Source organism: Photobacterium sp. GB-36 (genome assembly GCF_003026135.1).
Lineage (GTDB): Bacteria > Pseudomonadota > Gammaproteobacteria > Enterobacterales > Vibrionaceae > Photobacterium.
Genome location: NZ_PYNY01000018.1, coordinates 74,793 through 87,042 on the forward strand (window position 1 = coordinate 74,793; position 12,250 = coordinate 87,042).

Sequence of the window (12,250 nt, forward strand, 5' to 3'; positions counted from 1 at the left end):
AAACATTAATCTAATACAAGACAGAGAATCAGTGGTTTAATCCATTAATTATCAAAAAAAAAGAAGGCAGGTTACATTTATTCGGTTATGTCAATATTTTAATAAGCCGGAGAAAATATTCCATCATCAGCTGTGAATACATAAACCTATACGTAAAATAATCACAATAAAAAATTAAATTCAGAACTAAGCACAATATAATCAGTTGATAGGAAGGTTAACGCCTATTTATACATATTGCTCCTGCCGCTAAATGACGATGTATTCTTTTCTAGTTAACAATCGTTTTCCTTTTTATTGCTCTAAAAATAACTTGACAGTTAAATAACACTTTTAATTTATATCTATTTAAAATTTAACCATTGTAATTATGAATTCTGCTATTCATAGTTGTCTTACTTAGATTCCTTTTTTCGATTTACACCGTTAGAGTATTACTATGAAAAAACGCTGGATTGTCGTTGCAACCCTAAGTGCTATTGCTGCCTTAGGTATTTATGCAGTTAAAGCTCCCTCTTCTGATGAACACCATTTCACCATGCTGACTGCTAAAAATGCGACGATTGAGAAACAAGCCATTGCGGTAGGACAAATCATGCCGGCTCAAGCGGTAAAGATTAAATCTCAAATAGAAGGGATAGTAGATAAAATTTATGTCAATCTAGGTGACAAAGTAGAGGCTGGCTCTCCCGTTATAAAGCTTCGTCCAAACCCGACACCGCAAGATCTGACTCGTGTTAATGCTGACTTATTAAAAAGCAAAGCCGATTTGGAATCAGCCAAAATAAAATTAGCGAATTTAAAACGTTTAGCGGCTCAGAAAATTATTCCAGCTAATTTCGATGCCTATATTCAAGCACAAGCAGATGTGAAATCGAGAACCGCTGAGTTAAAACAAAAACAACAAGAATCTGATCTAATGAGTAAAGGCGAATCAGATGCAGGCTCCACCAAACTCACCTCTATTATTTATGCGCCGATTAACGGTACGGTATTAGATGTCAAAGTCGATGTCGGTGAACCGATCACTTCAACGGAATCAAACCAAGCAGCGACAGAAATTATGACCATGGCTGATATGAAAAATATCATCTTTAAAGGTTCGGTGAGTGAACATGATGCAGCCCAACTAACAGAGGGAATGCCAGTTGAATTAACCCTTGCGCCTTATCCTGATCTAAAAATTGCAGGAAAACTCACTAAAGTTGCGGTGCAATCAGAAAAACTAAACAACGATAGTAATAACAACCAGCAAGCGCAGAGCTTTGACAACGGTTTTGCAGTTGAAGTCAGTGACATTAAGTTTCCTAAAGATATTACTTTACGCTCAGGCTTTACGGCTACTGCACATATCACATTGAAAAAAGCGACAGACGTAATGACGGTACCTGAACGCGCTCTGCATTTTAAAGGTAATGATCCTTTTGTACTTATCGCCGATGACTCAACGAAAGGCTATAAAGAGGTTCCCGTGAAGCTAGGCTTATCAGACGGTATTAATGTTGAAGTCTTATCAGGCATTGAACCTAAACAAAGCATCATCGATGCTAGCATGGTCGAGGGCTTATAATGACAGCTTTATGGCGTAACACACTATTGAGTCTTTCACTGGGTTTGGTATGCACTCAAAGCTTCGCATTAACGATTGATCAAGCATGGAAAGCGGCAAAACAAACCAATCCTGATTACCGTATTAAACAGCTTGAAGAAACTCAGAGTCAATACGGTGTATCACTAAGCAAAAGTGCATTACTTCCTAGCCTTCAAGGGAGTGCAACAACGGGCTGGACTAAAGATGGTGGCAACAGTAATGGCTACAATATTTCACTTAATCAATCGATTTGGAATAGTCAAAACTGGGCTGCATTGGATCAATCACAAGTAGATGTAGTTATTGCAAAAATCGCGATTACGCAAGCGAAAAACACACTGGCAGAAGAGCTTATCCAAGCTTATTTCGCTTTAGCACAAGCTCAACGTTCGCTAACCATTGCAGAGCAACAACGTAAAGATAGTCAACAACTTCTCTCACTGACAGAACAGCGCTACAAATCCGGTTTGATCATGTCAACAGGAATTGACGATGCTAAAGCGCATGTCATTGGCACTGAGACTACTGTATTGCAACGACAATCAGATCTCGTTGAAAAACAGTCTGAACTCGCTATCGTGATCAACCAAACACCTGATCGTGTCAATGAAATCGACAGCCAAAATCTTCACCAACCAGCACTGGCCGTCAATGATGAAAAAGCATGGTTAAACAAAGCAAAAGATAACAGCCCTGAATTATTGATTGCGAAACAAAATGTAAAACGTCAGCAACTCGCGGTAGATCAAGCACAAGCGGGATACTACCCTACTGTTAACGGCTCTGTTGGCTACAGTAATAACTTTGACAATAATAGCGAAGGGATGAGTGCAAACCTTGGTGTTTCAGTGCCGATTGATCTTAATGGCGCGATTAAAACCAAAGTTTCACAATCTAAGCTCGAGTTACAAATAGCTAAACAGCAATTAAGAAAAGTCGAACTTAATCTCGAAAATAATGTGAAAACACGCTTTAACCAACTTGATCTGGATTGGAAACGCGTTGAAATGGGCGTAGAAAAAGTCAAGTCCGATGAAAAGGCACTTAAAACTAAAGAAATTTTATTTAATTCTGGCGCTGATGGTACAACAGCATTAGACGTTATCAACGTTCAAGATACGGTATATCAAAGTAAAGAAGACTTACAGCAACTTCTCTATCAATACTGGTTAAACCGAATTGAATTGCTAAAGCTAACAGGTCAACTCAATGACCAAACAATTACTCAGCTTTCTCAGGCCTTAATGCCATGATCACACTGCTTAGCCAAACCGTTCAAACACTGCTTACCCATAGGTTGAGAAGTGCATTGGCCATTATTGCGATAGTCTGGGGGATTGTTTCAGTTTTAGTCTTAGTCGCATTAGGCGAAGGGTTTTATCGTGAAAACTTAAAATCTTTTTCTATGCTGATGAGCGATACACAGAAAGTCTCTTTTGCACAAACGAGCAAACCGTGGCAAGGATACCCTGCGAGAAGAAAGATCACGACAACGGAAAAGCAGCTAAGTGCGTTGTCTGAGGTGCCTCAAATAAAACAAGTCTCTATTTTATATTCGAATGCCAAAGCACAAGTCACCGATATTGACGGCACTCAATTAAAAGGAAATGTTTTTGGTATTGATAATCACTTCCTGGCGCTTAATAACACACGTTTAGTGCTAGGCTCTCGTAAAATATCACCGAGTGATTTAGCCAACCATACTCGTGTTGCCATTATAGGCTGGCGTCTCGCGAAACGCGGAAACATTCGTTTGAACGACAACATCAACATCAATGGTGTGCCGTTTCAAGTGATCGGTATTTCAAAAAAGACAGAAAGTAGCGGGCTTACCAGAATTAAACGTGCCGCCTTAATTCCAAGTACAACATTTAATGACTTATGGCTAAGTAATCCTACCGATCTGTTAGTGCAACCAGCGAAAGGTATTTCAGGCATGGCATTACGTACAGCAATGCAAAGCTTTTTCGCTAAACAGTACCAATTTGATCCTAAAGACAAACAGGCTATACGAATGCCAGATTACAGCCGCTTTGCCGATTTCTACACCAGTCTGTTACGAGGTATCCAGCTATTTTTAGGCGCTAGCGGTGCAATGACACTCGCGGTAGGTGCATTAGGTGTTGCTAATATCATGTTTTTATCTGTAGCAGAAAGAACCCGCGAAATAGGCGTAAGGCTTGCCATTGGTGCGACCCCTACTCATATTTTGATGCAGTTTATGGTAGAAGGTGCTGTATTGGTGACAGTGGGAGCTCTCACCGGTATTGCCGTTTCTGCCATCATCATTCAATGCTTAAATCTTCTCTCATTACCCGATTGGCTCGGTCACCCAGTAATGACGTCAACATCTATCGTTTTAACACTCATGATCACAGCAGTACTTGCCTTATTAGCTGCATTTTTTCCAGCACGTAGGGCTGCACACTTAACGCCAGTGATAGCATTAAGTGCGAGGGCCTAACAATGTTTCCTGTTAAACAAATTTTCCATGAAATGTCAGCCGAGAAACTTCGCTTAAGTCTTACTATTCTTGCCATTGTTTGGTCGACAGTCTGTATTAGTACCATGCTCGCAGCTGGTGAGGGTTTACGCCAAGGGTTAATTCGCAGTTCAACCAGTGGAAACGGCAATCTCATTTATGTATCAACCGGTGTCGCATCCATTAATTATGGTAATTTTTACAAAGGAAAATCACTTGATTTAGCCATTGAAGATCAAAAGCTTATTAAAGCATTACCAACAGTAAAAATGGTTTCAGCAACCGCAACATGGGAAGAAAGTGCGCATTACAAAGATCGCCAAGCCTTTATGTTTCCGCTTGCGGTTGAAAACAATTATAAAAAACTCAATGATTTAACATTAATGGCAGGTAGCCGCTGGTTTAACCCTCTTGATACAAAAGAACAGCGAAAAGTCGCTATTTTAGGGAAAACAACAGCAGCGCTATTATTTAACAAAGCTGCGTTTAGCTGGGATAAAGACGTAAAACTCGACAGCGATCCTGTTGGTAAACAATTTAAAATTGGTGATGAAGATTTCACCGTAATTGGTGTACTAAAAGATGATCGTAACATTGAGTCGGGGTCTTCCTCTGAATACAGCATATTGGTGCCGTTGGCGACATGGCAACGCTTTTATCCCAATTCTCCAATCCAAGGTATTAATGTAGAACCTCAACCCAACGCCAACCGTGAACAATTGGCCAAAACTATACGGCAAGTAATTGCACGAAAATACAACGCGGATATTGCTGATGAACAGTTAATTCAAACGGATGACATGCTGCTACAGCAAGAAACCATGCGTTCATTTTTACTCGGGCTACAGAGTTTCTTAGGCATTATTGGCTTTGTAACATTAGGCGTTGCGGGAATAGGTATTGCAAATGTCATGTACGCCAGTGTAAAACGCGCAACACGTGATATTGGAGTTCGGATGGCAGTAGGAGCAACGCCTAGCCATATTCGTTTACATTATATTGTGCAAGCTATGATGACGATGGCTATGGGTGGTTTTATCGGGTTATTAATGACGCTTGGCCTTGTCAGCATCATTGACGCAATCCCTATTTCAGATTCGGGTTTTTATGCTCGTTTGGGCAGCCCTAAACCTGAGTTGTCACTGTCCGTTATGTTAATCGTAATTTCTGCATTAATTCTGGTTGGTATTCTTGCAGCTTGGTTCCCAGCGAATAAAGCCGCAAGTATTACGCCATTAGAGGCATTACAAAGTGAATAAAATGACAAATACATTGGGTACCTCTCCGGCACACACAGCTTTAGTTGAGCTTAATCATATTTGTAAGTTCTATGGCGAAGAAAATAATTTAGTTAAAGCATTAGATAATGTCTCTCTCACTATTCATTCTGGTGAGTTTTTATCAATACTTGGCCCTTCAGGCTCTGGTAAATCGACCCTGATGAACATGCTAGGTTGTTTAGATAAACCGACATCTGGCGAATATTTGCTGGATAATAACGATGTATCATCAATGACAAGCCACCAACTTGCAAAAATCAGAAACCACAAAATTGGTTTTGTTTTTCAAAGTTTTAACTTATTAGAATATGCCACTGCATTAGATAATGTTGCGCTACCTCTCGTGTACCGAGGCGTAAAAACAAAAGAACGTCGAGCAAAAGCGGCAGATTTATTAGCCCAAGTAGGACTCGCTGATCGTATTCACCATAAACCGAATCAATTATCGGGTGGTCAAAAGCAGCGTGTGGCAATTGCGAGAGCTTTAGTTAACGATCCACAAATTATCCTTGCGGATGAACCAACGGGGGCATTGGACTCTAAATCAGGCGCAGAGATTGAAGCACTTTTTAATGACTTGCACCAACAAGGAAGAACCTTAATTGTCGTCACTCACGATGTCAGCCTAGCGGAAAGAACGCCACGCATTATCACTATCAAAGATGGACAAATAGTTTCTGATAAAAAGACAGGCTATAAACCGCCTTTAGCATCGGCAGTTATTTAATCTTAAATATAAAATAGCGGGCATTTTGCTCGCTATTTTATAATTTTCGTTCTAAACCGTATTTTCTTATTTTTCAATAGTACATTGATATTGATAATCACCATTTGTTTCACCTGAACTGTTTTGTACTGATTTCTTTAAACATTTAGCATTTTTAATAGAAAGCTGTTTTAGTTTTTTATTATCAATATCATCGAGACTAATGAAAGGCTGTAACGTATCCACTAACTGTTGGGCTAATTCTTCTTTAATTGTGCGTTGCTCTGTCACTTCTTTATAATCACACTGCATTTCGTGCTGATGAGTATCGCAATGTATATCATCAACAATAACCCACGCTTTACCCATGCCATGCTCTACATATACGATTTTCGCCAATACGTTAAACAAAGCCTGATCATTTGCCATTGCATGTGAACTAACTAATAACCCCACCAGCAACAGAGTTTTTCTCATGTATCTTTCCTCTTTTAATGTGGGTTAACTTTACCACATCAAAAAAGCGAAACTTTATATCCAGTAAAATTTAACACTACTCAAACATTTATCGCTAAACTCATGTTCACTTTTGCTTAGTTGTTTGTAAGAGATCTCTTACAAACAACTAAGACAATCACACTTAAATTTGAATATAGTGTCCATGTGATTTTTATAATCATTTGTTTTTAAACAAATAAGATCAATACATACAAATAATTAATCGATACAACAAAGAAAATTTCCCTCTCTATATCTATATTCTATTCCTACTTTTACCTATTATTAATGGTGTCAGAGGGAACTGGCGACAGGAACAGGATTGGAACCAAGGACGTTGGTGATCTCAGGATGAGATGTGATGAACTAGGATGGTTTATCAAACAAGGACTGTGATGGAGACTACTGGAAGTAGTAAAGGTAAATAGGATATTTACCGGTCAGGATGACACAAGGACACTTCAAGAAGAAGTAAAGGACACCTCTAAGGAAAGAGATGAGAGTTATAACAGGATGTTATGACGGGTTATGGAAGCCATAGGAACAACTTCAGGAAGAAGAAAAAAGGATTATGCTGAAGGATTACAGCAATCAAAGGAATGATGCAAGGAGCACGATAGTAGCAGGATGGCTGCAAGTAAGACCTAAGGGCGCAACGAAAGTTGCGCCCTCTCTTTTTTAATACTATGTAAAATAATGCTGCCTAAACCACTATTCGGCAAGTGTGTCTATGTTGAGCTGATTAAACTCAGTGATACGCCCTTTTCCTTGCATCTTTGATTGATACATCGCCATATCCGCACAATGTAAGACGCTATCAATCCCCGTCACATCTTGAGGTTCAATATAGTAACAACCGATACTCGCACCAATATTAATACTATAGCCTTTGATATTAATTGACTGGGAAATATTGTTAATAATACGCTCTCCTATATTTAAAATAGGTTCACGACTATTAACCGGATTGAGTACAGCTACAAATTCATCTCCAGCTAAGCGCGTAACAATATCGTTTTGACGAACACTCATCATTAATTTCTTAGCGACAATTTGAAGTACTTTATCGCCAATATCATGGCCGTAAGAGTCATTTACAAATTTAAAGCCGTCTAAATCAATAAACAGTACAGCCATTACATCGCTACGAGGTAAAGTAAGCGCTTCTACTAGATAATGGTGTAAGAATTCACGATTAGGTAAATGTGTTAATGCATCATGCTGAGCAATATACGCTAAACGTTGTGCTTCTTTTACTGAGCTGATATCGGAAGCCAACACAACAATTTGGCTCTCATTACTTTCAGTATCAATCAGTTGATTTATTTTTAAATGTAAAGATGTCGTAACACCTCTCTTACGATTAAAGAACGAACATTCTCCTTGCCATTGCTGATCTAAAGACAACGACATTAGAATTTCTTTTCTCATCAGTAGTGTTTCGGTTTCAATTAATACCGAACGGTAATATTTACCAATAATGGTTCCGTGCTCTTGACCTATCAATTCACAAAAAGCGAGATTCACCATCTCAATATAACCTTGGCCATTGAGTAATAAAATCGCTTCACGGCTATTTTCAAAAATCTTAGCCGCTAACTGTTGTTGCCGCTCTGCAACACTCCGTTCCGTCACATCTTCTAGCGCAAATAAAGTCTGGTTTTTATGCTGTAGCGGATGGCTCACTACTTGATATATTGCCGTTCCCTTTATGCCAACCGTTTTAACTAAATCATGACTAAACTGCTTATTGCCCTGTAGTGTTTGATCTAATTGATCTTGAAATTTTTCAAGATCAACCGGTTTAATCACATCACAAATATGTTGGGATTGCAGAACTTGTGGTGAATCGTGAAATAGTTTCGAGCTGCTATCATTGGCTAATATTATATGTCCAGAATGATCAACAACTAACAGCGCATGCTGTACTGTACTAATCACATCATCGGCAAATTCTTTCTCATATTCTAATTGAGAAATAGTCTGTTTAATTTTTAATTCACGCTGATTCAGTTTTATGATCATCGTATTAAAGCAATCGATCAATTCACTTAGCTCATCTTTCGAACTTGTAGGATGCTGTACAACTTCAGTTTGATTAAAGTGAATCACATTAATCATCGCATCATTTAATTGACGGATAGGACTGATCATCCAATGCCGTAATCGACGGATAACGAAACTACTAAATAAAATTAAAATCACTAATAAATACAAGCTAATTTCTATCTGAGATGATTTAAGGGCATGTAATCTATCAAGAGACACAACAATGCGCATTTTTGCAAGCTCTGTGTTCTCTATATAGATAGGGATCTGCATATATAAATACTGTTTACTAAAAACATGCCCTTGCGCTTTAACTATGACCTCTTCTGCATCATTTGCTGGTAAATGCCTATTATCGGTATTGTTAAATCCAGCAAAAACGACATCGTTCGCAGTTAACACAGAAACAGATACGATCATTGGATCGGCTGAAAATGCCGATAAAATCTCTTGCCCGGTTGTCGCGTCGTCAAACTGAATAGCGGCAGTTAAATTCGTACCAATACCCGTACTTAATATCGTAATTCGATTTACTAAATTTTGCTTTTCACTCTCTATATATTTATAAGAGCTTAACGTTTGAAATAAGATAAAAAGTACAACAACAAAAAAGACTAACGGCAAATATAGACGTTGATTAAGAGAGAGAGAATTCATCCAATTATTGCGCATGATTTTCCCCTCCCTGCTGCTGGCTATTGAGAGAAGGAAGTATAGCTATTTTCAATAATTTTGAACTTATTGTTAACTCAGCTTTTTTGGCACTCGATATAGCAATAACAGGGCGGATTTTATTATTGACTGAACGTAATTCAATCATCCCTCCTTTTGCTAAAAAGGAATTACCAGTACCAATCGTCAGCACCCCTTCTTTAATTGGTATTTGAGTTAAACCCAGTTCTTTTTGCCTAGAAATATAAGCAATTTGGCACTGCGCAAGCTGACTAATGCTCGTTAACGTAACAATCTTGTTATTTTTAGCTTTCAGCAATCGGCTTAATGTTAACGCGATATTATCAGTACCTAAAGTGCAATAAGTTAATGTTCTGTCGTCTTGAGGCCAAGTAACAAACTGAGAAAAACGGTAAATATAGACAGCAGATATTTCATAGTCAGCAACGCTATCTGCATTGGCTTTATTTGCAAAAGTATAGATACAAATAAGTACAACAGCAGTAAAACACAGAAAGTACAAACGGCAGAAATGGTAAGGCTTTGCAAGCAGCCCTACCATCTTATTCAACACAACTTTACCTGGAGTGAAATAGTTACTCTGCATTCCGCCTCATTACAATTTTGTCCATGAAAAACGTAAAAACGCTGTTTCTTCTAATGGTACTTTATTCGGTAAATCTTCATATGTTGAACTACCTAAACCATCAACCACAAACTCAACCAGTGGCCAATCTTGATTGTATTGCCACGCAACACGTACATCCATTGTCGTTATTGCAGGCGGCTGATAAAAATCAAGAGATGATGATACCGAGCTCTTATGTTTTAGCCAGCCATCTATTTGCCATTGTGAGTTAATCGTCCACATCATTTGTAACGAAACGTAATGTTTTGGCTGAAGATTATACAAAACTTTGTAACCGCCATTATCATAGCTATTACATGTCATATATTCTGTACTGCATTCAGCCTGAGTATCAATATAACTGTATGATGTATTGATACTTATATCATTTACTGGCTGCCAAAACAGTGACAATTCAGCACCGTAACTTTGTGCATCAATAGCATCAACTAATTTAAACTCGTGAACGGCTAATTGACCAGGTTGTGTCGAACCATCAACACATTCACCGTAGCGACAATACCATGACCCATTATCAAGCATCCGCAAATTTTCATAGTGACTTAGGAAAATCGTTGTATCGATCGATAATGTATCTGAGAGTTTCCCTCTATATCCTGCATCCCATGTAACAACCGATTCATTATCCATATCAGAATTACCCGCCGTCAACGCAAGCATAGGATATTGGGCATAACAATTTTGCTGTGAAACATCACAATTAGGCAAGGGTGCAACTACAAATCCTAATCGATATAAATCAGTCGTCGAATCAACCGAGGAAGGTGTTACAACAGCTCGACCAACGCCCGCCCAGAATTGATGATCATCAGAAGCGCGATACAACAATCTCGCTTGAGGCTGAATCTCAGTCGTATTATTTCGAGTGAAATGTTCAACTTTTCCTCCTATGCTAGAGGTGAACTTATCTGTTAGCCGAGTTTCTAATTGCGAGAAAACATTATAAATTTGCTCGCGTTCTATTTGCTTCGAACTAGTACGACGATATGGCTCCATACCAAGGTAAAAATCTGCTTTTTTCTCAGGAACTTTTATTTTGGTATAACGCGCACCTAAGCCTAATGTCAGCTCATTATTTTGATTTATTTGCTTGATTGCTAACACATCTGTATTAAATGTATCGTATTCACCATTCGCGGAGGGTTCTGTTCTTGAGTTACTATCAACCCACAATGTTGCTTCATACTGCGTATCATCAACCGTTTTACCTAGGTTTAAATTAGTATAAAAACCACGAGAATAATCTTCTAGCCCTACTTTATAGCCAACGACAGCACTCATTGGATCATTAGGGTTAAAGGGGGTTTCTAAAATTTCATAACGATACCAATCAGAATGTTCAGACTTGGTATGATAACCGCCTAACTGAAATGTTAAAAATCGATCATCTTCAACATAATCCGTACGAAATGAAATATCATAACTATTCCATTCATCATCATTGAAAGTGTAATAGTCAGATTGAACACCTTTCATTGAGAATCTTGCTGTTGTCACATCATTAATTTGAAAACCGTTACGATAACTAACTTCTTTATAATTATATTCACCTACAGCGACTTCAAGAAATTGTCCCAACGTTTCATTACTATTTTTAGTAATGATATTAATGACGCCGTTAGTTGCATTCCCCCCCCACATTGTCCCGGCAGAACCGCGTAATATTTCAATGCGATCAATGTCATCTAAAATAGCATCAATAGTGTGCCAAAAAGTCCCTGACATTAAAGGACTAAATACACTACGACCATCAACCATGACTAATAATTTGTTAAATAATGCCTCGTTTAAACCACGTAAGGATACTTGCCAATTAAATTCACTGATTTTAGTTACCTGTACTCCTGGCGCTAAAGTTAAGGCTTCAGCTATAGAACGAACACCACTGCGCTTAATTTGCTCATTGGTAATAACATAAATAGCAGCAGGCACATCACTTAACGATTGCTCTTTCTTTGCAGCCGTAGTAACTGTCACACTTTGCGTTGTGAGGTCATCTAAATCCATCGACATCAAGTCATCAATTTCAGATGCTAATGAAACATTGCCGTAGCTAGAAAAACAAAGTACTGAAAATAAAATAGATGGTTTGATTAAGTAATTTTTCATAATTATTAGAAAGTAAAAATCTCAAACTAATTCTAGCAAAGTAGTTCTGTTTTTTAATAATTACAATTTATAAACTTCAAATAGCCAGCAAAATACCCCAATGGAATAATTAATGGTAAAAAATATTCTTTTTCATTTATAATGTAACAATTAGATAAATATATAGCTAACATAGCGATATCCAAGAAGTTAAATATACATTAATTATCATAAC

9 protein-coding genes are annotated in these 12,250 nt (G+C 38.1%); 5 read left to right on the forward strand and 4 right to left on the reverse strand.

Annotation, left to right across the window (positions count from 1 at the left end):
• Window positions 1-439 precede the first annotated feature (439 nt).
• From C9J46_RS15380 to C9J46_RS15400, 5 genes are read left to right on the forward strand one after another with little or no spacing between them, the layout of a single operon-like run.
• A complete protein-coding gene (locus tag C9J46_RS15380) occupies window positions 440-1,570 on the forward strand; it encodes an efflux RND transporter periplasmic adaptor subunit (protein WP_107291151.1) in 1,131 nt (376 codons plus the stop codon).
• Window positions 1,570-2,844: a TolC family protein gene (locus C9J46_RS15385; protein ID WP_107207545.1), complete on the forward strand. Its 1,275-nt coding sequence runs from the start codon at window positions 1,570-1,572 to the stop codon at window positions 2,842-2,844. The genes C9J46_RS15380 and C9J46_RS15385 overlap by 1 nt, the downstream gene beginning before the upstream one ends.
• Window positions 2,841-4,055, forward strand: a complete 1,215-nt coding sequence (locus C9J46_RS15390) for an ABC transporter permease (RefSeq protein WP_107246148.1) — start codon at window positions 2,841-2,843, stop codon at window positions 4,053-4,055. The genes C9J46_RS15385 and C9J46_RS15390 overlap by 4 nt, the downstream gene beginning before the upstream one ends.
• A gap of 2 nt (window positions 4,056-4,057) precedes the next feature.
• A complete protein-coding gene (locus C9J46_RS15395; RefSeq protein WP_107207543.1) occupies window positions 4,058-5,332 on the forward strand; it encodes an ABC transporter permease in 1,275 nt (424 codons plus the stop codon).
• Between the two features lies 1 nt (window position 5,333).
• A complete protein-coding gene (locus C9J46_RS15400) occupies window positions 5,334-6,080 on the forward strand; it encodes an ABC transporter ATP-binding protein (protein WP_233217781.1) in 747 nt (248 codons plus the stop codon).
• Window positions 6,081-6,146: 66 nt separating this feature from the next.
• On the opposite strand, the gene C9J46_RS15405 is transcribed toward C9J46_RS15400, so the two are convergent.
• The 4 genes from C9J46_RS15405 to C9J46_RS15425 all read right to left on the reverse strand — a co-directional run bounded on the left by C9J46_RS15405 (window position 6,147) and on the right by C9J46_RS15425 (window position 12,036).
• Entirely contained in the window at window positions 6,147-6,536 is a 390-nt protein-coding gene (locus C9J46_RS15405; RefSeq protein ID WP_105061977.1) for a hypothetical protein, read from the reverse strand.
• Between the two features lie 732 nt (window positions 6,537-7,268).
• Complete coding sequence (locus tag C9J46_RS15415; RefSeq protein ID WP_107246151.1) at window positions 7,269-9,278, reverse strand: diguanylate cyclase domain-containing protein; 2,010 nt, start codon at window positions 9,276-9,278, stop codon at window positions 7,269-7,271.
• Window positions 9,268-9,840, reverse strand: a complete 573-nt coding sequence (locus tag C9J46_RS15420) for a YfiR family protein (RefSeq protein WP_233217780.1) — start codon at window positions 9,838-9,840, stop codon at window positions 9,268-9,270. Before C9J46_RS15420 ends, C9J46_RS15415 begins: the two co-directional genes overlap by 11 nt.
• Window positions 9,841-9,894: 54 nt before the next feature.
• The gene (locus C9J46_RS15425; RefSeq protein WP_233217783.1) at window positions 9,895-12,036 is read right to left on the reverse strand and encodes a TonB-dependent siderophore receptor; all 2,142 of its coding nucleotides are present in this window, start codon (window positions 12,034-12,036) and stop codon (window positions 9,895-9,897) included.
• Between the last annotated feature and the right edge of the window lie 214 nt (window positions 12,037-12,250).

What these genes read in the sequence shown, in the direction of transcription:
- C9J46_RS15380 (WP_107291151.1), top strand. Translation starts at nt 440, where the DNA reads ATGAAAAAACGCTGGATTGTCGTTGCAACCCTAAGTGCTATTGCTGCC.
- C9J46_RS15385 (WP_107207545.1), top strand. Translation starts at nt 1,570, where the DNA reads ATGACAGCTTTATGGCGTAACACACTATTGAGTCTTTCACTGGGTTTG.
- C9J46_RS15390 (WP_107246148.1), top strand. Translation starts at nt 2,841, where the DNA reads ATGATCACACTGCTTAGCCAAACCGTTCAAACACTGCTTACCCATAGG.
- C9J46_RS15395 (WP_107207543.1), top strand. Translation starts at nt 4,058, where the DNA reads ATGTTTCCTGTTAAACAAATTTTCCATGAAATGTCAGCCGAGAAACTT.
- C9J46_RS15400 (WP_233217781.1), top strand. Translation starts at nt 5,334, where the DNA reads ATGACAAATACATTGGGTACCTCTCCGGCACACACAGCTTTAGTTGAG.
- C9J46_RS15405 (WP_105061977.1), bottom strand. Translation starts at nt 6,536, where the DNA reads ATGAGAAAAACTCTGTTGCTGGTGGGGTTATTAGTTAGTTCACATGCA.
- C9J46_RS15415 (WP_107246151.1), bottom strand. Translation starts at nt 9,278, where the DNA reads ATGCGCAATAATTGGATGAATTCTCTCTCTCTTAATCAACGTCTATAT.
- C9J46_RS15420 (WP_233217780.1), bottom strand. Translation starts at nt 9,840, where the DNA reads ATGGTAGGGCTGCTTGCAAAGCCTTACCATTTCTGCCGTTTGTACTTT.
- C9J46_RS15425 (WP_233217783.1), bottom strand. Translation starts at nt 12,036, where the DNA reads ATGAAAAATTACTTAATCAAACCATCTATTTTATTTTCAGTACTTTGT.